This is a genomic window from Euzebya pacifica, assembly GCF_003344865.1.
In the GTDB taxonomy this organism is placed as follows: Bacteria; Actinomycetota; Nitriliruptoria; order Euzebyales; family Euzebyaceae; genus Euzebya; species Euzebya pacifica.
Genome location: NZ_CP031165.1, coordinates 1,821,917 through 1,841,660 on the forward strand (window position 1 = coordinate 1,821,917; position 19,744 = coordinate 1,841,660).

Sequence of the window (19,744 nt, forward strand, 5' to 3'; positions counted from 1 at the left end):
CGTAGCCGCGTGGTGACGCTCGCGTAGAAATCTCGGGCGGGTGGGTGTGAACCCACCCGCGCTCGGGTAGTGACGTCGCGTGCGTCGCGTCCCGGGAACCGAGGTGGCTGCTGTGTGGGGCAGCCTCGATCCGCGTGGACCCGCGGCGAGGAGCATCGACGACCTCTGGGTCCTCATGCTGGTCCTCGGCATCGTGGCGTTCGCGATCTTCGCCGTCCTGCTGGTCGTGGGCATCCGCCGACGCGCCACCCTGGACGAGGAACGGCCCAGCAACCGGCTGATCGTCTGGGGCGGGATCGTCCTGCCGGTCGTCGTCGTCGGGGCGGTCCTCGTCGCGACGCTCGACACCATGGCCACCACCGCGGCCGAGGCCCCCGAGGACGCCCTGACCGTGGAGGTGACCGGGCACCAGTTCTGGTGGGAGGTCCGCTACCCCGACGCCGACGTGGTCACCGCCAACGAGGTCCACATCCCGGCCGGTGAACAGGTCGCCATCGAGCTGACCTCCAGCGACGTGGTGCACTCGTTCTGGATTCCGCAGCTGACCGGAAAGCTCGACGCGCTCCCGGACGGGACCCACACGCTGGTCATCGAGGCCGACGAACCCGGCGAGTACCGCGGTACGTGCGCGGAGTTCTGCGGGATCCAGCACGCCAACATGGGCGTGCTCGTGATCGCCCACGATCCAGCGGACTTCGACGCCTGGCTGGCCGCGCAGGCCGAACCGGCGGTCGAACCCGAGGACGAGCTGGCGATGCAGGGCCGGGACCTCGTCGCCGGGGCCAGCACCTGCATGGAGTGCCACACCATGAACGGGTCGACCAACGACGGCCCCCCGGCGCCCGACCTGACGCACTTCGCCAGCCGCCGGACCATCGCCGCCCGGACGCTGCCGAACACCCCCGAGGCCCTCGCCCGCTGGCTGGACGACCCCCAGCACGTCAAGCCCGGCGCCCTGATGGAGGCGCCCAACATGACCGACGCCGAGCTCGAGGCGGTCCACGCCTACCTGGAGTCCCTGGAATGACCCTGTCGTCGAGTGACGAGCACGTCCCCGGGCTGGAACGTCCCGCCCACGCATCGCCGACCGTCGCCGAGGCCGAGACCGACGAGCAGCTCGAACGCGTCTGGTCCGACCCGCCCGGCCTCTGGGGCCAACTGCGCGCCGTCCAGAACGACAACATCGGGCTGCGCCTGATGCTGACCGGGTTCTTCTTCGTCATCCTCGGCGGCAGCGTCGACTCCGTCGTGATGCGCACGCAGCTCGCGTTCCCCGAGATGGGCCTCGTCGGTCCCCAGCTGTACAACGAGCTGTTCACCAACCACGGCTCGGTGACCATGTTCCTGGTCATCCTGCCGATCTTCGAGGGCTTCGCGATCCTCCTCCTGCCGCTCCTGCTCGGCAGCCGCGAGATGCCGTTCCCCCGGCTGGGCGCCTTCGCCTACTGGACCTTCCTCCTCGGCGGCCTGCTGTACTACTCCGCCACCCTCTTCCAGCTCGTGCCCGACGCCGGCTGGTTCGCCTACACGCCCTTGAGCGGACCGGAGTTCTCACCCGACCTCGCCCTCGACTTCTGGGTCCTCGGCCTCGGCGTGGCCGAGGTCGGGGCCATCGCAGCGGCCGTCGAGATCATCGTCGGCGTCCTGAAGCTGCGCGCCCCCGGCATGACGCTCACGCGGCTGCCGCTGTTCGCGTGGGCCATGCTCGTCACGGCGTTCATGATCCTCTTCGCGTTCACGCCGCTGATCATCGGCAGCCTGCTGCTCGAGCTCGACCGTGGGTTCGGCACCCAGTTCTTCAACCCCGACGCGGGCGGGTCCTCGTTGCTGTGGCAGCACCTGTTCTGGATCTTCGGCCACCCGGAGGTCTACATCCAGTTCCTGCCGGCCGCGGGCATCGTGGCGATGGTGCTGCCCGTCATGGTGCGGCACCGAACCATCGGCTACACGTGGATCGTGGCGTCGATGGTGGGGATCGGGGTGCTGTCGTTCGGGCTGTGGGCACACCACATGTTCACCACGGGGCTGCCCCCGCTGGTCCTGGCGTTCTTCGCAGCCGCATCCATGGTGATCGCCATCCCCGCCGGGGTGCAGATCTTCGCGTGGGTGTCCACGATCGCCGCAGGACGCGTTCGGTGGACCACACCGATGCTCTTCGTCATGGGGTTCCTGGTGATCTTCGTGATCGGGGGCATCACCGGGGTCATGGTCGCGGCGGTGCCGTTCGACCTGCAGGTCCACGACAGCTACTTCGTCGTCGGGCACCTCCACTACGTCCTCATCGGCGGGGTGGCCTTCCCGATCTTCGCGGGCGTGCACTACTGGTGGCCGAAGATCACCGGCAAGATGATGGACGAGCGGCTGGGGCGCATCGAGTTCTGGCTGCTGTTCGTCGGGGTCAACGTGGCGTTCTTCCCGATGCACATCGTCGGGCTGCAGGGGATGCCCAGGCGGATCTACACCTACCCCGAGGAGATGGGCTGGCAGGCCCTCAACATCGTCTCCACGGTCGGGGTCTACATCGTGGTGGCAGGGATCGCGGTCTTCGTCTGGAACGTCGTGCGCAGCTACCGCCACGGCCCACCGGCCGGACACAACCCCTGGGGAGGGGACACGCTCGAATGGGCCGTTCCGTCACCACCCAAGCAGCACGGCTGGACCGTCCCGCCCGTCGTGACCAGCCGCCATCCCCTGTGGGACCAGGACGACATCCACAGCGGGGACACCGAGGTCGAGGAGCTGGTGCAGGGAATGGCCCGCTGGCCGCTGCGCTGGCGCGCGGTCCTGGTCACCGGGACCGCCAACGCCCGGCCCGAGGAGATCTACCGGGTCGCCGACCCCTCCATCTGGCCGCTCGTGGCGGCCTGCGGGACCGTGCTGATCTTCTTCAGCGAGCTGATCAAGCTGCGTCCCGGTGCCCTCCTCGGTGCGCTGATCATCGCCGGGTCCGTCATCATGTGGAACCGCCCGACCGAAGCCCCGATGACGGTGGAGGAGGAGCGGGCCTTCGAGGACGCCCACGGCATCCCCGTCCACGCCGGCGGCAGCCTCGTCATCTCGCGATGGGGCATGGGGCTCTCGGTCCTGTTCGTCTCGATCGGCTTCGCCAGCCTCCTGCTGGCCTACTTCTACCTGCGGCTGGACAACGCCGCGTGGCCCCCGTCGGGCATCGCGATGCCCGACCTCGGGGCGCTCGCGACGGGGACGGCCCTGGTCGTGGCGGCCGCAGCCGCGGTGTGGGTGGCCCTGCGACGGGTGCGCGACGCCGGCACCACGTCGTTCAAGGGGTGGCTGGTGGCCGGTTCCGTGATCGGGATCGCGGCGGCCGTCCACCTGTTCCTCCACATCAACGGGCTCGAGTTCGACTCCAAGACCCATGCCTACGGGTCGATCTACCACACCCTCGCCGGCTTCCTGCTGCTGATGGTCGTGATCGGCGCCGTCATGACCACGATGATGGCGGTGTGGGCGGTTCAGGGGCACTTCACCAACCACCGCCACGTGCCGGTGACCAACACCGCGACCTGGTGGGCGGCCATCTCGGTCATCTGGGTGATCGGCGCGGCCACCCTCGGCCTCGGACCGGTGGTCACATGACCGACGGCCGTCCCGACCCCCGCACCGAATCCGCGGTCGAACCCGTCCCCCGACACGACGGCACCCCACCCGTTCGCTGGCTGCTGTTCATCGGCGGCCCGATCCTGTTCGGGGTGCACTTCCTGGTCGTCTACCTCACCACCGAGGCCGCGTGCGCGGTGGCCCCACCTGCTGATCGGTTGGCCACGTCCGTGACGGTGGTCGCCACCGGCGTGGCCGTCCTCGTGGGCGCCGCCATCACCTGGGCCAGCTACCGCTGGTGGCGAGAGATGGAGCCGCAGCGCGACGAAGGCGGACGCATCCGTGCCGCGAGGCGGAGGGGCGTGGGCCCCAGCGCCGAGACAGAAGTGCCCGAGGGCCCCGACGGCAGCGCCGACCCGGGCCCGCTGCGCGACTCCTCCCTCGCCCTGACCAGCACCATGCTCTGCGCGCTGTTCACGGTGTCGGTCCTGGTCGTCGGGTTGCCCGCCCTGGTCCTGCCCGCCTGCTGATGACCGGCACGACGACCGGCGTCTCGTGGACCCAGTGGACCCTGGAACCCATCGCGCTGCTCGCCATCGTGGTCGTCGGCGGGCTGTACCTGCGGGGTGGGGCACAGGGGTCGGCGGCTCCGGACCAGCGGCGTCGTGGCGCGGCCCTCGGCGCGGCGCTCGTGCTGCTCGGCATCGCCGTGATGTCGCCGCTCGACGTGGCCGCCGGACGGTTGGCGTCGGCGCACATGGTCCAGCACCTGCTGCTCGGGTTGGTCGTGGCACCCCTGCTGGTCCTCGCCGCACCGGGCCCGCGGGTGCTTCGCGCCGTCCCCCGCGACGTCGTGGCGCGAGGGATGCGGATCGGCCGGGTGCTGCGCATCGTGCCGGGGCCGGCATGGTGGCGGCGCATGGACGTGGCCTGGCTGGCCAACATCGCGGTGCTGTGGGGGTGGCATGCGGCGGTGCCCTACGACGCCGCCCTGCGCAACGAGCTGGTCCACGTGCTGCAGCACGGCAGCTGGCTGCTGGCGGGCTGGCTGTGGTGGCGGGTCGTGCTGCGCCATCGGACGGCCCAACCCGGCATCCGGCTGCTGTTCGTCTTCACCACCGCCATGGCGACGGTCTTCCTGGCGGCCCTGATGACCTTCGCCGGGACCGCCTGGTACGACGGCTACCGCGGCATCGCCGACACGACGGGGCTGACCCCGCTGGCCGACCAGCAGCTCGCCGGGGCCCTAATGTGGGTCCCCGGCGGGCTGGTGTACCCAGCGACGGCCCTGTGGCTGCTGGTCGGTTGGTTGCGGGCGATCGACCTGGAGTCTCAGCAGCCCAGGGCGGCGGCGTAGCTCTCCTCGACCGTCAGGGTCGTGCCGCCCTCAATGGTGCCGTCGGCGTTGACCGCGTCGGCGTACTGGCGCAGGACCTGCGGGTAGGCCCCCTCCGCGGACATCTCGTCCAGGATCGGCCAGCCGTGGGCCGAGGCGAGGGCATCGCGGGCCGTCGTGGCTCGGGTGTCGTCGCCAACACCGCGGGCAGCGATCCACTCCTCGATCCAGCCACAGGCAACAGCACCGGTGACCGCTGCGCCGAGCTGATAGCGGTCGTTGGTGGATTCCGCGCCCTCCAGGGCTGCCTGGTCGAAGCCGGGCGGCAGGGGCAGGCCGTCGAGCATCTGGCTGACCACGGTGCCTCGTTGGGAGGGCGAGATCGCGGAGTCGGGCAGCGCGGCGCTCCACTCCTCCGGTGTGGCCGGCGCCAGCGACGCCGCGAGTGCGGTGAACGCCTCGGCATCCATGCCACCTCCGCGGAGCTCCAGCGAGCGCACGTCATCGGTCCAGAGGGCCGTGTGGTCGGTCGCGGCGTACGCCATCAGGTCGGCCTGCCGGCCGTCGACCACGATCTGGTCGAGCGGGGTGGTGGAGGTTCGTCGGTCGGCGAGCCATCCGCTGTGCTCCTCCGCAGGCCGCCAGTGCAGGTCCATCGACCCCTCGGGACCGCTGAACGTCGCCTCGCCGAAGCTGTCGGACTGCACGTCCACGCGGTCCAGGTTCCAGCCCTCGGCTGTCAGCAACAGGTGGGGGCCGACGTCACCGAAGACCTGGGTGCCCCCGTCGCCGACGGCGTTGGGAGCCGGCGCCACACGGACGACCACCACGACCAGCAGGGCAACCAGGCCAGCGGCCACGGCGCCGAAGGCCCACGGGGCGCGATCTCCCCTCGAGAGGGCGCGGGCAGGCCGTGCGGCGGGGCGGGGCGTGTCGGCGATCCGGCTGACCACGTCGGAGGTGGCCGACCTGACCGCGGCGGTGCGGGGACGGGCGGGGTCGTGGGCACGGAGCGTGTCGAGCAGGTCGTTGGTCATCGGGTTCCCTCCAGGGCAGGGGTGGACGCGGGGATGTCGAGCTCGGCCTCGAGCCGTTTCCTGGCCCGGTGGAGGCGGGTGCGGGCAGCGTCCGGTGACACGCCGAGCACCACCGCGGCCTCTGCGGGGGACAGCTGCTCCCACGCGACGAGGTAGAGGACCTCGCGGTCGCGTTCGGGCAGCCGCGAGATGGCCTCCATGACCGGGCTGTCGGGTGGTGACCCCGGCGGCGCGGCGGCCAGCGCAGGGCCGAGCTGGTCGGTCAGCCGACCGAGCAGGCGGGTGCGTCGGCGCGTGCTCCGCCGGCTGTTGGCAAGCTGTCGTCGGGCAACCCCGAACAGCCACAGGCGGGCCTCGTGCCCCGGGGGTACGTCGTCGAGCCGTCGCCAGGCGACCAGGAAGGTCTCGGCGATGACGTCGGCGGCGTCGTCTGGCGACGCCGTGCGCCGGGTGACGTAGGCCACCAGGTCGTCGGCGTGCGCGTCGTGCAGGGCGCGGAGTCGGTCGTTGTCGTCCATTCACCCTCTCATGTCCGGGAGTGACGACAACGTGACACGTCCGACCGACAGGTCGAACGTGTCGGCCGGACAGGGTGCCCGGTAGGGCGGTTCAGACGATCCGACGGCCGGTGATGCGGTGGTGCAGGATCTCCAGCGTGTGCATGTTGGCGCCGGCCCACGCGTTCAGGCCGATGCCGTCGATCAGCTTCAGCTGATGCGGATCGGTGATCTCGTGGCACATGCCCTGGATGAGGACCGACCAGCCCTCCTGCCAGGCCTCGTCGACGTCGTCGACCTCGAAGGCGACCTTCTGGCCCATGGCCGCGGCCATGTACTTGGAGCCCGTGTCGGAGCGGAAGACCACCGAACCACGGTGGACCCGGAAGTTGACGGGCAGGACGATCGGGTAGTCCTGGTCGACGAAGGCCAGGCGGCCGACCTTGGTGGGATGACCGGCCAGGAGCGTCATGCACTCGTCCTGGTCGAGTCGTTGCAGATGATCCTTGGTGCGTGTCATGCGTCGACGATGCGGCACGGGGTGGTCCACCGGCCAGCGTCGAAGGTCCCGGACGACCCGGGACCTTCTGCCCGTTGTGCCGGTTGGCCGGTCACCCGGCCGTGCTGCACACGAGCCGAGCGGACTCGTGCAGGTTGGCCGAGGATCCGGCCAACCTGCACATTCACCGCGGGCGGGCGCAGACCACAGGCCGCTTGACCGCAGGCGGGTCAGACGGGTCGGTCGCGCTTGGGGGGCAGCTGCCGCAGCACCGACAGGGGAGTGGCGACCGTGCCGGTGCCGACCAGCCGGTCGCTGTTGTCGCGGATGCCGTCCAGCCGGTAGGACAGGACGGGTTCGGCCTTGCCCTTCAGCCTGATCGGGTCCAGCCGCTCGGTGTGGGTGAACGTCCGGACGACCGCGTAGGTCTCGGCGCTGATCGACACCGTGCCGGGGGCAGCGGAGGACTCCAGCCGTGACGCCAGGTTGACGGTGTCCCCGATCGCGGTGAACACCCGACGGCGGGGACTGCCGATGCTGCCGACGGTCGCTGGCCCCGTGGCCACCCCGACCCGCAGCTTCGGCATCTGCGGCTCGGCGGCGATCATCCCGTTGACGGCGTCCTGCAGGGCGATGGCCGCACGGGCTGCCAGCAGGGGGTGTTCGGGGTGGGGGATCGGCGCGCCGAACAGCGCCATGATCGCGTCCCCGATGAACGCCGACACGGCCCCGCCGTTCTCGGTGATGGCCGGCACGACCAGGGCGAAGTACCGGTTCAGCAGGTCGACCACGTCCGCCGGTGGGATCTGCTCCGACAGCGACGTGAAGCCCTGGAGGTCGGCGAACAGGACGCTGACGTCCATCGTCCGCCCACCGAGCGCCCCTCCCTCCGGATCCTCCAGCAGCTGCACGGCCACGTCGCGGCTGAGGTAGTCCGAGAACAGGTCGGTCAGCTCGTGCTCGGCCCGGCCCCGCACGCCGGCCTCGGCAGCGGCGTCGGCCATCAGCCGCAGCAGAGCTGCCTCGGCGCTGCTGAAGGCGCCGTCGTGCCGGCGGGCGACGACGAACCCGACCGTTTCCTCGTCGGCCACGAGCGGCACCACCATCTCCGCACCCGCGCCGGTGTCCTGACGTGCGGTCGCGCCCGACCGCAACGCCGAGGACAGCAACGTCCACGTGACGTCGGTCAGCGGCACCTCGTCGGACACGAAGTGCACCACGCCGTCGATCAGCAGGGCACAGCCGACGGCGATCTCGGCCAGGGCGCCGATGGACCGCACCACGCTGGCGTCGAACGCGGCGGCCTCGGGTGAACTGGCCACTGTGCTCCCTCCGGTACCGGCCCGACCCCTCGCGTCGTAGGCTCTGCTGACGATCGTAGAGGGTTCGAGGTCGGAGGGAGCAGCATGGACGGGCGCATCCTGCCCGGCCCGGGACGGGTCGTGCATCACGGCGACGTCGTCGTGGTGCTCGGAGACCGCGCCCCGACCGACCTGGTCGAGCTGCTCTTCGACGCGGCGTCCGTGGCTGACGGCGACGGGCTGCTCGATCGCCTCCGCCAGCATCCCCACGGCGACGAGCCGAGCCTGGGCGTGCTCGTCTGCCACGGTGACGGCTTCACCGTCCGCATCGGGGCCGACCTGCTGTACCGCAGCGACCACGTGGGATATCGCAGCACCGTCTCCGGCCCCGTCGACCTTGCGACCGCCGACCCGATCAGGGTGGCCATCGGCCCTGCCGACATGCCGATCGGCCCCGCGGCGGACCACCCCGGCCTGCGCGAGGGCGCGTGGCTCGGCACCGGTGCCTGGGTCGACACCGGCCCCACCGTCGGCGCCTCCCCGCAGCAGCTCGAGGGCGTCGTCTGCGGTACCTGCGCGGCGTTCGTCCACCCGCGGACCCTGCGATGCCGCCGCTGCGACACCGTCCTCGAACCACCCCGGCAGGCCTGGACCCAGCCGGCCGTGCCGGTGGCCAGCCTCCGGATGGACGACGGCACCCGACACGTGCTGAACGGGGACGTCGTCGTGGGCCGCAACCCCTCCGGCCACGAGCGCGTCCAGTCCGGAGCCGCTGCACCGCTCGTGGTGACCGACTCCGAACGGTCGGTGTCCCGCAGCCACGCCGAGCTGCTGGTGCAGGGATGGTCGGTGCATCTGCGCGACCTCGGCAGCCCCAACGGCACGTCGGTGCGCCTCCCCTCCTCCCCACGGCACGAGCCGGTCCCCACCGGCGAGGTCATCGCCCTCCTCCCGGGCACGGAGATCACCATGGGCCGACGCGCGATGACGCTCCTGACCTGACCCGCCGGAACCGGGACGCCCGACCCGGCATGCCCCCGCTCGGGCGGTGGGCGCCGGGTGGTCAGCCCGGCAGCGCCGCCTCGCGGAGCGCGTCGCGGAGGATCTTGCCGGAGGCGTTGCGCGGGATCGACTCGACCACGTGCACGCGGGTCGGGACCTGCTCGGGGGTCATCGTCTCCGCAGCCCAGCCACGCACGGCGTCCTCCAGGGTCGCCGGGTCCACACCCTCGGCCGGGACCACGGAGACGTGCACCTCCTCCGGACCGCCCTCGGGGCCGCCCTCGAACACGCCGACGTCGTTGACCTGCTCGAACGCCGCGATCCCCTGCTCGACGTGGTTGGGGTGCACCCACACGCCGTTGACGGTGATCACGTGCGACCGGCGGCCGCTGATGAACAGGTAGCCGTCCTCGTCGATCCGGCCGATGTCGCCGAGGGTGAACTGACCGGGTTCGCGGTACGCCTCGGCCGTCTTCTCCGGCGCCTTGTGGTAGCTGAAGGTGTTGCCGTTGCGGTAGCGCAGGAAGATCTCGCCCTCCTCACCGGGGGCGACCGGCGTGTCGTCGGGCCCGATCACCGTCGCCTCGATGAACGGCAGGATCCGGCCCACGCTGCCGGGCTTGTCCAGGAAGTCCTGGCTGGAGCCCATGGCGAACATCCCGCCCTCGCTGGCGCCGTAGATCTCCACGACCTTCGGGCCGAGCCAGTCGATCATGCCCTGCTTGACGTGCGGCGGGCACGGGGCCCCGGTGTGCATCAGCAGCTGCAGCGTCGTGCCCTTGAAGCGGTCGCGGACGTCCTCGGGCAGGCGCAGCATCTCCCCGAGGACCGACGGCAGCAGCAGCGTGTTGCCCACGTGGTAGCGGTCGATCGCCTCGAGGACGCCCGCCGGATCGGTGGTCCGGCGGATCACGATCCGTTGCCCGGCCAGCATCGGGAAGGTCGACAGGACGAACTGGCCGGAGTGGTACAGCGGTCCGGCGATCAACGCAACGCCCTTGGTGTCGATGCCCAGCCCCTGCGCCACCCCGGCCGCGGTGTCCAGCACGTCGCTGATCGGGCCGCCGGCCGCGTTGATGCCTGCCCCGATGACGCCCTTGGGCGCCCCCGTCGTGCCCGAGGTGTAGAACATCGGGCCGCCGGCCATCTGCCCGTCGGGTTCGATGGGCGGGGAGTGGTACAGCAGGTCGGCGGCCGCGTGCACGCCGTCACCGGTGGCCCCGTCGAGGGTCAGGCGGGCGACGAGCGGCAGGTCCGCGGTGGCCTCGACGGCCACAGGCCGGCAGGCATCCTCCATGATCAGCAGCCGCGCATCGGAGTGCTCCATGATGTAGCGGGTCCGCTCGACGTCGGCGTCCCACGGCACGATCACGAGGACGAACCCGGCGTGCAGGGCTGCCACGAAGACCTCCCAGGCCTCGCGCCGGTTGCCGGTCATCACCGCGATGCGGTCACCGGGCTGGATCCCGAGGCCACGAAGCCCGAGGATCCACCGGTTGGCCTGGTCGTTGAGGTGCACCCACGTCGTGGTGCCGGTCTCGTCGGTCAGCGCGACCTCGTTGGGCCGCTCGGCAACCTGGGACTTCAGTCCGATGACCATCCCTCACCCCTCCAGGGCAGTGGCGAGCGCCCGGGCTGCCGTGGCCAGCTCGGCGCGACGTGCGCGGAGGCGGTCGGGCAGCACGGCCAGGGCACCGAGCAGGTCGGGACCCGCGACCACGGCGACGGCGGCCTCGTGTCGCTCGAAGGCCTGCAGCCCGACACCGAGGGCATCCACGATGTCGGTCAGCGTCCCCTCGATGGTGGCTGCGGCATCGGCGATGGCCGCGTGCGCGGCGGGTCCGGCGTCGGCTGCCCGGTCGCGGGCGTCGTGGGCGGCCGCGAGGGCGTCGGCCACGTCGGGCCACAGGCCGCCGTCCTCACCGAGCGTCCCGCTGCCGGCGGTGTGGCCGAGCCCCTGCTGCAGCCGGCGGCCCAGCTCCTGGGCGTCGGCGGCCGGTGCGGCCAGTCCACACGTCATCGCCCACAGGTCGGCGATCTCGGTCCCGAGCGCGATGGCCAGCAGCTGGACGCAGAACCGTTGCATCGTGTCGACCACGATGCCCACCTTCAGGGGCGTCAGGTCACCGACGGCCTCCCGGTCGGTCAGGGGCAGGGCGATCACGCTCAGCTCGTTGCGCAGGGAGTTGCGCAGCTCCACCACGGTGTAGGCCTCGGCGACCCACGCGGCGTACAGCTGCTGCAGGGTGATCGCGTCCACCCGACCGTCACGGATCGCGATGCCCCATGGGCCCTCGAGCGACAGCTGCCGGACAACACCGATGCGGTACATCTCCAGCATCGCCACGATCTCGGGATCCAGGTGGTGTCGGACCTCGTCGAACTCCGTGGTGCAGTCCACCCCACAGTTGTCGTCGACGATGTGGCGACCGCCGGGGTGCAGGTGGCGGAACTCCGTCATGTCGTGCACGACGCCGTTGATGGCCATCCAGTACCCGTTGTCGGGGCCGGTGTGGGCGATCAGCTCCGACACCTCGAGGGGCCGCTCGCCCGGGCGGAGGTCGGCGGCCGGCGTGAACGTGGTGAACACGTCGAACATGACCTGGCGGTCCGCGACCAGCTGGCGCATCGCCACGTCGGGGTCCAGGCCCTCCGGGCCGTGGGCAGCCAGCGCCTCGCGGACTGCCGTCATGACCGTGGACGCGAACCCGCCCTGCCCGCACACGTACAGGTTGGCGTCGGTCTCCAGCAGCCAGCGCACGAGCTCCGGGCCGACCTCCGGTGAGGTGATGAGCCGGTCGATCCGTCCCGGCGGGCCGCCCTCCGGGGCCTCACGGGAGTAGGCGATGTCCAGCCGAACGTGGTCGGTGTCGCGCCAGCGGTACAGCCGCTCCTGATCGGGGACCTGCTCGGGAGTGCGCACCGCCAGCATCAGCCAGTTGTCGCCGTCCCCGGCCTCGCGGTGCTCGAGGAACCCCATGAACGGGGCGACCCCGGTCCCGGCAGCGCACATGATCACGCCGCGGTCGTCGGTGGGCAGGGTGAACCGCTGCGGACGGACGACGGTCAGGTCGACCTCGCCGCCGATGTCCAGCCGCTCGGTCATCATCGTCGATGCGGTCCCGCGCTGGCGGCGGACCTCGCCGTCGGCGCCCTCCGCCTCGAACGACAGGTGCCCGATGACCAGGCTTGCCGTCGTCGGCAGGCCGTCGTCGTCGACCTCGGTGCCCGCCACGGAGTACAGGCGGGCGGGCAGCGGCGGGAGGATGCGGCTGATGGCCTCGCGGTCCATCAGCTCGGCCTTCCACATGCGGGAGGGGTTGAAGCCGGTGCGACGCAGCTCGTGGAGCGCGTCGGGCACCTCCCACCCCTCCTCCCGGCGTTCGCGCAGCAACGCGAGCAGGCTCGGGGCCGGCGCCAGCGCCACCAGCTGCTCGGCCACCTCCGGGGTCAGGGGACGCAGCCACGCATGGGTCAGGAAGTCGCGCAGGTTGGCGTCCCCACGGTTGAGCTGGTCGTGGCGGGCTGCCAGCGATGCCTGCCACGACGTCGTCAGGGGGACCCGCTCCTCACCCGTGGCGCCGAGGGCCTGCAGCGTCCACTCCACGAGCTCGGGGTCGTTCTTGGGGTGCACCGCCAGACGGTCCCCGGGACGCACGATCAGGCCGGTCCCGCGCAGGTCCAGGCGGATGTCGTTGATCGGTCCGGTCGAGCCCTGGGCAACCACCGTGCGGCCGGCCAGACGCGCGGGGACCGGCTGCATCGACATGTCCAGCACCCGCTCGACGCGGGCCGCCTCCAGCGCGTGGTGGGCGTGCCGCCACGCCCGTGCCCGGTACTGCCCGGAGATGCCGCTGGCGGTGGAGGGCCGGCCGACCTTGAACGCGGTCTGGATGAATCCGTAGACCTTGCGGCGATGCACGCCCAGGTAGCCACGGTCACCGGTGTAGGCGTCGACGACGTTCTGGAACAGTCCACGCAGGCCGATGTCGCCGGACTCCAGCACGAAGTCGCGGACCGGCGCCTGGCCCATGGCGGCGACGAACCGGCGGACGTTCGGGGCGTAGTTGTCGGCGACGTGCAGGGCCTCCTGGCCCAGGGGGCTGGCGTGGGTGACCCGACCGAGGAAGTTGTCGAGGGCCTGGATACCGGCCGCGGCCGCACCGGAGACACCCGGCACGTTGCTCACGACCGGGATGCCCGTGGGGGCGACCAGCTTGGCCCAGATGACGGGGTCGGCGTGCGGGGAGGCCAGCGGGACCGGGTCGATCTTCATCAACGCGGTCTCGGTCAGGTGGTGCACGGCGTCCAGCACGTCCAGCAGCGACTGCACCACGGCGTCGACGTCCTTGGCCGCCGCGGCGTCCTGCCCGCGGACCATGGCCTGCACCAGCGGCGTGCAGGCCGCGCTGACCTCGTTGAACCCCAGGCAGAAGGCAGCTTCGGTGGAGGAGCCGGTCTGGGGGACCAACAGCCTGGTGTTCTCCACGGTGATCGGGCCGGTGGGGTCGATGCGTGCCCAGTTGTGCAGCATCAGGTCGTCGAGGGAGAAGTGGGCACGGTGGCGGCCCATCCGGCGGGCGACCTCCTCCCACGGCAGCCGCAGGACGCTGGGCACCGCGACCGGGGCCGGCAGGTGCAGGTCGTGCATGTCGCACCGCACGTAGGCGTACACCAGCGCACCGAGCACCACCGAGGCACGCCACAGGTGCTCGTCGGCAAGGTCCTCGGGGGCAGCGGACAGCAGCGGCAGCTCGGGCAGCTCCCGTCGGGCCGACAGGTCGCGCCACATCCGGGGCAGCTCCGCCGCCGCTTGGTCCCAGGCCTCGTGGCTGGGCGGAAGCGCCGTCGGGGGGTCGCCGACCGGCATGAGCCCGTCGTCGTAGGACAACGAGCCGAGGTGGGGCGATGCCTCCTCGGCGAGGGCCTCCAGCAGCCGTCGGCTGGGCCCGGGGGTGGTCGAGGGCGGCAGGGTCGTCGCGGTCATCGTGGGGTCACGCAGCCGGAGCCGGCGCCCCGGCGTCGTCGGCGACGTCGCACAGCAGCGCCCAGCAGATGTCGGCCCGCGACACCGTGCCGAGGAACCGGCCGTCGGCGACGACCGGCAGCCGCCGGATCTGCTTGGACACCATCAGGGCCGCGGGTTGCAGCAGCTGGTCGTCGGGCCCGACCGTGAACGGGTTGTGGATGACGTGGTTGATCACCGGGTCGTCCACCCGGCTCTCGCCGGCGTTGACGAAGAACGCGTAGGCCTTCTCCAGCGTGGCCTGCCCCGGGTCGATGTCGTCGAAGTCGGGCATCAGCGCGCGCAGGAGGTCACCCTCCGACAGCACCCCCATGAACGCCCCGCTGTCGGCGACGACCGCAAGGTCGCTTGCCCCGGTCAACGCCAGCAGCTCTGCGGCGACCCGCAACGGATCGTCGGGGGACACCCGAGCTGCCTTGCGGTCCATAACGTCTCTGACCCTCATCGCGCCAAATCCCTCCAGCCGGCGGTGTGGTCGTCAGCCTAGAACCATCCCCCGCGTCGGGGTACGCCTCGTGAGGGACTCGTTCGCGGTTCGACGACGGCGTGTCGTCGGGTGTCCCGCAGCGGTCGGGTGTCCTGGAACGGTCGGGGGTCCCGGAACGGTCGGGTGTCCTGGAAGAGGAGAGTCAGCGGTTGGGGAGGTCGAGCGCTTCCAGCGCCACGCTGACCATGCAGGTCGCGAGGTCTCGCAACGAGACGTGGTCGCCGCGGGTGTCCAGGGCTCGCTGCACGACCAGGTCGATCGACACCTCGGGCAGGTTGGCCAGGGCAGACCGCTCGACCTCGTCGAGCATCAACCGGGGGACGAGCGCCCGGCTGGAGGTGCTGTGGGCCAGCGCCCGCGAGACCGCCTCGTCGGCGGCCCGGTCCAACCCACGGGCGGTGAAGGACCCGCGTCCGAACGTCTCGCCCGCGTCCTCCTCGTCCTCGGCCGGGGGCGGTGGCTCCTCGAGCGCGGCGGCGACCGTGGTGTCCAGACCCGTGGCCGAGAGCAGGTCGTCGAGGTCGTCCCCGCCGACCCGGATCGCCGCGCGCAGCAGGTCGGTGGTCCACGCCGGCACGTCGGTGACGGGCAGCGCGACCAGGGCATGGGACAGGCGGGGCAGGCCGGGGGCGTGCAGGCCGGGGTGTTCGGTCAGCCGGACCGCAGGTTCGCCCCCGGTCAGGCGCCGGACCCGACGACCCGCAACCCCCTCCGGTTCGCCGAGCAGGCCGGCCACCAGGTGGGCTGCGCCGGCGGATTCCCCGTCGGCCAGCGAGCGGGCCAGATGCACCGCGACCAGCGCCTGATCGGTCAGGGTCACGGTCGACCGGGATGCTGCAGGGACGGACACGGACGCACTGTACCGTCGGGGTCGTGCATCGACGTTGACGGATCCGGGGGGCCGTGGGTATCCTTGTCGATCCGCGCCCTTCCCGGGCGCCCTTTGTCTGCCGTCAGCGCAGCTCAGGTTTTCCCAAGCGGAGCCCGCCAGCGCGCTCGCACCCGGCCATCAGCCTCGAGGAGTTCATCATGTTCGCCGTCATCGCCACAGGCGGTAAGCAGTACAAGGTCGCCGTCGGCGACGAGATCGACGTGGAGAAGCTCGACACTGCTGTCGAGGGCTCCGTCGACCTTCGCCCGATCATGCTGGTCGACGATGACGACAACGTCACCGTCGGCGCCGACAACCTGTCCGGTGCAACCGTCACCGCCACCGTTGTCGACCAGTACCTCGGGGAGAAGGTCCGGATCTTCAAGTACAAGAACAAGACCGGATACCGTCGCAAGACCGGTCACCGCCAGCCGCTGACCCGCGTGCGGGTCGAGACGATCTCCAAGTAGTCGTTCTCCAACCAGTCCTCCCGAAGGAGTAGGCATGTCAACCAAGAAGGGCGGCGGTTCCAGCGCGAACGGCCGCGACTCCAACCCGAAGTACCTGGGCACCAAGCGCTTCGGCGGCGAGGTCGTGACCACTGGTTCGATCATCGTTCGCCAGCGCGGCACCCGCATCCACCCCGGCGAGAACGTCGGCCGTGGCAAGGACGACACCCTGTTCGCCCTCGCCGACGGCATGGTCAGCTTCCGCCGGTCCGGCAAGCGGACCTTCGCCGAGGTCATGCCGGGCGACGCCTAGCCAGGCGCCCCCGCAAGGACTGACACGCCGCCCCCTCGGGGGCGGCGTTGTCGTGTGTCAGTACCCTTTCGGCATGAGGACGGAAGCCACGCAGACGTGGCGCGCCAGGCTCGGTGCCGGGTTGGTCGACCTGGTGGGTCCGTGGGTGCTGACGCTGCCGATCACGGCGCTCGGGCTGGTCTCCGGCAACGGGACGGGCGAGTGGCTCGTGATCGGGCTCGCGGCGCTGGTGAACCTGCCGCTGGAGCTGCGCACGGGGCAGAGCGCGGGCAAGTGGCTTGCCGGCCTTCGCCTTGCTGGTGCCGATGGCCAGCCGTTGACCGCAGGGGCGGTCCTTCGTCGCTTCGGGGTGCGCTGGGCCCCGTTGATGGTCAACGCGCTGCTGCTCGGGCCGCTCTGGGTTCCCATGGCGGCGTGGGCGGCCATGGCGCTGCCCAGCGTCGTGGACCGAGAGGGTCGGGCGGTGCACGACCTGCTGGCGGGCACGATCGTGACCGGCGCGCCCAGCTCGGCGCTGATCCGCGCGGAGACGCCTGTCCGCGGGGTGGCGGTCATGCCGGGCTGGGGCGCCGCGTCGATCCTCGGGCGGCGCCGGCCCTGACGCGAGCTACCAGACCTCGGGGGCCCAGGGCGCCTCGGCGGGTCGCAGGGCCGAGTCGAACGGGGCGATCACCGACGGCTCGAGCACCTCGATGCGGCCGGACTGCACCAGCCGGCTGACCGACACGCCGCCCAGGTACAGCGCGCCGAGCTCGCGGATGTCCATGCGCAGGTCCGGGGCGTCGGTGGTGTGCTGCACCGACGCGCCCTCGGGGGCGACCTCGATGCGCCAGGTGCCGTCGATGTCGTCGAAGCGGCTGTCGTGCACCTCGATGGTGACCGCCGCGGAGTCCGACCATGCCCGTGCGGTCAGCGCCGCCTCGACGTCGAGGATCCGCACGTACAGGGCGTCGGAGACGTGGCGACGGACCCGGCGGGACTCCTCCACCAGCAGCGGCAGGGCATCGTCGACGGGACGGCGCTTGGCCTTGACCCGGCCGACGAGGTCGTGGCTGCACAGGAACGGCCAGAGCGCGGCTTCGGCAGCAGCGTCGACGCCGGCCAGCTCGATGACGTGGAGGGTGTTGTCGGGCAGCCCGTCGAGCTGTCCCTCGCTGGTGCCGTAGACGGCGTAGGCCACGTCGCGACCGTCGATCTCGGCCACGGCGACGCGCTTCCAGGCCGCGCCGCCCATGGCCCCCTTGCGGGTGCTGAGCACCTGGAACTTCCACCAGCCGCGGTCGCGGGCGGCCATCCCGCCACGGCGGGCCCGGGCCGCCTCGTAGATCGGGGCGATGACGTCGGCAGCCTGATCGACCTCCAGCAGCCGGATGCGGTCCGCCTGGGGAGGGGCCGTGGCGGCCCACCGCAGACCCGGTCCGGCGATGATGTCGATGCCGTGCTGCTCCACCGCCATGCCGTAGCCGAACCGGCCGTAGATGGCGGCCTCGCTGGCCCACAGCGCCGCGATGGCCCGACCCTTCTCCCGGGCCTCGTCGAGGTGGGCACCCATCATCCGCGACAGGATCCCCCGCCGACGGTGCGTGGGGGCGACGGCAACCCAGGTGGTGCCGGCGGTGGCGACCTCGCCACCGGGCACGCTGATGTCGTGGCCGTAGGCCGCGAGGCTGCCGACCATCTGGTCGCCGTCGAAGGCCGCGTGGCTGCTGCGGTGGTCCAGCACCAGCATCTCGTCCTCGCGGTCGGCGTCGGACACGGAGTCACCGAAGGCGCGGTACAGCAGGTCCAGCGCCTTCGGCTGCTCCTCACGGGTGAACGGGCGGAAGGTGAGCTCGTCGATAGTCACGGAGGCACCATAGGTCGTCGGCACGACGCGCGCTCCGGGGTGGACGACTACCCTGCACTGCAGCTGACACGACCGGGCAACGTGGCTGGGTCGTGGCCTGACTCGAGGAACACATGGACACTGTCGATTCGTTGCTGGACGTCGTGGGCAACACCCCGCTCGTCAAGCTCTCCCGCTTCTCCGCCGACGTGGCGCCGACCATCCTTGCGAAGGTCGAGTACCTGAACCCCGGGGGGAGCGTGAAGGACCGGATCGGCCTGGCCATGATCGAGGCCGCCGAAAAGTCCGGTGACCTGCAGCCCGGCGGCACCATCGTCGAGCCGACGTCCGGCAACACCGGTGCGGGCCTGGCCATCGCCGCTGCCCAGCGCGGCTACCGCTGCATCTTCGTGATGCCCGACAAGATGAGCGCGGAGAAGATCAACCTGCTGCGTGCCTACGGCGCCGAGGTCGTGGTCTGCCCCACCGACGTCGACCCCGAGGACCCGCGGTCGTACTACAAGACCTCCGACCGGCTGGTGGAGGAGACCCCCGGCGCCTTCAAGCCCGGGCAGTACTTCAACCAGGCCAACCCCCAGGCCCACTACGTGTCCACTGGGCCGGAGATCTGGGAGCAGACCGAGGGGAAGATCGACGTCTTCGTCGCTGGCGTCGGCACGGGCGGCACCATCACGGGGACCGGCCGGTACCTGAAGGAGCAGAACCCCGACATCGTCATCGTCGGTGCGGACCCCGAGGGCTCGATCTACACCCAGCCCGACAACATGCACTCCTACCTGACCGAGGGTGTCGGCGAGGACTTCTGGCCGGGCACCTTCGACCCCGACATCGTCGACCGGTGGGTCAAGGTCACCGACCGGGACGCGTTCCTGACCGCACGCCGCCTGACCCGGGAGGAAGGCATCCTCGTCGGCGGGTCCTGCGGGACCGCGGCTGCGGCCGCGCTCGAGGTCGCCAAGGACTATCCCGCGGACGCCGTCATCGTCACGCTCCTGCCCGACAGCGGCCGCAACTACCTGTCGAAGATCTACAACGACGACTGGATGCACGACCACGGGTTCCTGCGGTCCGGCGTGGCCGCCAAGCTGTCGCAGGTCCTGGAGTTCAAGGCCGGCGCCACGACGTTGCCGACGATCGTGCACGTCCACCCCCACGAGTCGGTCCGCGACGCCATCGCCACGCTGTCCTCCTTCGGGGTCAGCCAGATGCCGGTCGTGACCATGCCCGACCACGAGCAAGGCGCGGCGGACTTCTCCGACCGTGCCGACCTCGTCGGGTCCATCCGCGAACGCGGTCTGCTCGACCGGGCGTTCCGTGACGCGGAGATCCTCGACAAGACCGTCGCCGACGTCATGGACGAACCGTTGCCGGTCGTCGATGCCCGTGACACCGTCGACACCGCGATGGCCGCGCTGACCAAGCGGGCCTCTGCGGTGCTCGTCTGCGAGGGCACCACTCCCACCGGCGTGCTGACCCGCGCCGACATCCTCGACTTCATGACCTCCTCGAAGGGCAAGTAGCC

18 protein-coding genes are annotated in these 19,744 nt (G+C 71.3%); 9 read left to right on the top strand and 9 right to left on the bottom strand.

Annotated features, from left to right (window positions below; translation table 11 throughout):
• Positions 1-79 precede the first annotated feature (79 nt).
• The 4 genes from coxB to DVS28_RS07590 are packed head-to-tail and all read left to right on the top strand — an operon-like array spanning position 80 to position 4,915.
• The gene (coxB, locus tag DVS28_RS07575) at positions 80-1,027 is read left to right on the top strand and encodes a cytochrome c oxidase subunit II (RefSeq protein WP_114590926.1); all 948 of its coding nucleotides are present in this window, start codon (positions 80-82) and stop codon (positions 1,025-1,027) included.
• Positions 1,024-3,597 (top strand): cytochrome c oxidase subunit I, encoded by a 2,574-nt coding sequence (ctaD, locus tag DVS28_RS07580; protein WP_114590927.1) that lies wholly within the window; start codon positions 1,024-1,026, stop codon positions 3,595-3,597. Before coxB ends, ctaD begins: the two co-directional genes overlap by 4 nt.
• Entirely contained in the window at positions 3,594-4,088 is a 495-nt protein-coding gene (locus DVS28_RS07585) for a hypothetical protein (protein WP_114590928.1), read from the top strand. The genes ctaD and DVS28_RS07585 overlap by 4 nt, the downstream gene beginning before the upstream one ends.
• Positions 4,088-4,915 carry a cytochrome c oxidase assembly protein gene (locus DVS28_RS07590; protein ID WP_114590929.1) on the top strand — a complete coding sequence of 276 codons (828 nt, stop codon included), beginning with the start codon at positions 4,088-4,090 and terminating at the stop codon, positions 4,913-4,915. The genes DVS28_RS07585 and DVS28_RS07590 overlap by 1 nt, the downstream gene beginning before the upstream one ends.
• On the opposite strand, the gene DVS28_RS07595 is transcribed toward DVS28_RS07590, so the two are convergent.
• The 4 genes from DVS28_RS07595 to DVS28_RS28245 all read right to left on the bottom strand — a co-directional run bounded on the left by DVS28_RS07595 (position 4,891) and on the right by DVS28_RS28245 (position 8,249).
• Positions 4,891-5,931, bottom strand: coding sequence for a hypothetical protein (locus DVS28_RS07595; protein ID WP_114590930.1), 1,041 nt, complete (start codon positions 5,929-5,931; stop codon positions 4,891-4,893). The two genes, DVS28_RS07590 and DVS28_RS07595, sit on opposite strands and share 25 nt — an antisense overlap.
• Positions 5,928-6,449, bottom strand: a complete 522-nt coding sequence (locus tag DVS28_RS07600; protein WP_114590931.1) for an RNA polymerase sigma factor — start codon at positions 6,447-6,449, stop codon at positions 5,928-5,930. The genes DVS28_RS07595 and DVS28_RS07600 overlap by 4 nt, the downstream gene beginning before the upstream one ends.
• Before the next feature lie 91 nt (positions 6,450-6,540).
• Positions 6,541-6,948, bottom strand: coding sequence for a pyridoxamine 5'-phosphate oxidase family protein (locus DVS28_RS07605; RefSeq protein ID WP_114590932.1), 408 nt, complete (start codon positions 6,946-6,948; stop codon positions 6,541-6,543).
• A 209-nt stretch (positions 6,949-7,157) separates the two neighbouring features.
• A complete protein-coding gene (locus DVS28_RS28245) occupies positions 7,158-8,249 on the bottom strand; it encodes an adenylate/guanylate cyclase domain-containing protein (RefSeq protein ID WP_164710124.1) in 1,092 nt (363 codons plus the stop codon).
• 84 nt (positions 8,250-8,333) lie between these two features.
• Here DVS28_RS28245 and DVS28_RS28250 point away from each other — a divergent pair, with 84 nt between their 5' ends.
• Positions 8,334-9,230: an FHA domain-containing protein gene (locus DVS28_RS28250; protein WP_164710126.1), complete on the top strand. Its 897-nt coding sequence runs from the start codon at positions 8,334-8,336 to the stop codon at positions 9,228-9,230.
• 61 nt (positions 9,231-9,291) lie between these two features.
• Here DVS28_RS28250 and DVS28_RS07615 read toward each other — a convergent pair whose 3' ends face one another.
• The 4 genes from DVS28_RS07615 to DVS28_RS07630 form a co-directional block, all read right to left on the bottom strand.
• Positions 9,292-10,830, bottom strand: a complete 1,539-nt coding sequence (locus tag DVS28_RS07615; RefSeq protein WP_114590934.1) for an AMP-binding protein — start codon at positions 10,828-10,830, stop codon at positions 9,292-9,294.
• Between the two features lie 3 nt (positions 10,831-10,833).
• Complete coding sequence (locus DVS28_RS07620; RefSeq protein WP_114590935.1) at positions 10,834-14,217, bottom strand: cytochrome b5 domain-containing protein; 3,384 nt, start codon at positions 14,215-14,217, stop codon at positions 10,834-10,836.
• A 7-nt stretch (positions 14,218-14,224) separates the two neighbouring features.
• Positions 14,225-14,701, bottom strand: coding sequence for a CBS domain-containing protein (locus DVS28_RS07625; protein ID WP_114590936.1), 477 nt, complete (start codon positions 14,699-14,701; stop codon positions 14,225-14,227).
• Positions 14,702-14,885: 184 nt separating this feature from the next.
• Positions 14,886-15,563: a hypothetical protein gene (locus tag DVS28_RS07630; RefSeq protein WP_216826463.1), complete on the bottom strand. Its 678-nt coding sequence runs from the start codon at positions 15,561-15,563 to the stop codon at positions 14,886-14,888.
• A 209-nt stretch (positions 15,564-15,772) separates the two neighbouring features.
• Between DVS28_RS07630 and rplU the strand changes: the two genes are divergently transcribed.
• From rplU to DVS28_RS07645, 3 genes are all read left to right on the top strand, one after another.
• Positions 15,773-16,084, top strand: a complete 312-nt coding sequence (rplU, locus tag DVS28_RS07635) for a 50S ribosomal protein L21 (protein ID WP_114590938.1) — start codon at positions 15,773-15,775, stop codon at positions 16,082-16,084.
• A gap of 34 nt (positions 16,085-16,118) precedes the next feature.
• Positions 16,119-16,376 (top strand): 50S ribosomal protein L27, encoded by a 258-nt coding sequence (rpmA, locus tag DVS28_RS07640; RefSeq protein ID WP_108664588.1) that lies wholly within the window; start codon positions 16,119-16,121, stop codon positions 16,374-16,376.
• Positions 16,377-16,449: 73 nt separating this feature from the next.
• On the top strand, positions 16,450-16,977 hold the full coding sequence (locus DVS28_RS07645; RefSeq protein ID WP_114590939.1) for an RDD family protein: 528 nt from the start codon (positions 16,450-16,452) through the stop codon (positions 16,975-16,977).
• Positions 16,978-16,983: 6 nt separating this feature from the next.
• Here DVS28_RS07645 and DVS28_RS07650 read toward each other — a convergent pair whose 3' ends face one another.
• The gene (locus DVS28_RS07650) at positions 16,984-18,222 is read right to left on the bottom strand and encodes a GNAT family N-acetyltransferase (protein WP_164710128.1); all 1,239 of its coding nucleotides are present in this window, start codon (positions 18,220-18,222) and stop codon (positions 16,984-16,986) included.
• Positions 18,223-18,335: 113 nt separating this feature from the next.
• Here DVS28_RS07650 and DVS28_RS07655 point away from each other — a divergent pair, with 113 nt between their 5' ends.
• Positions 18,336-19,742: a cystathionine beta-synthase gene (locus DVS28_RS07655; RefSeq protein WP_114590941.1), complete on the top strand. Its 1,407-nt coding sequence runs from the start codon at positions 18,336-18,338 to the stop codon at positions 19,740-19,742.
• The last annotated feature ends 2 nt before the right edge of the window (positions 19,743-19,744 follow it).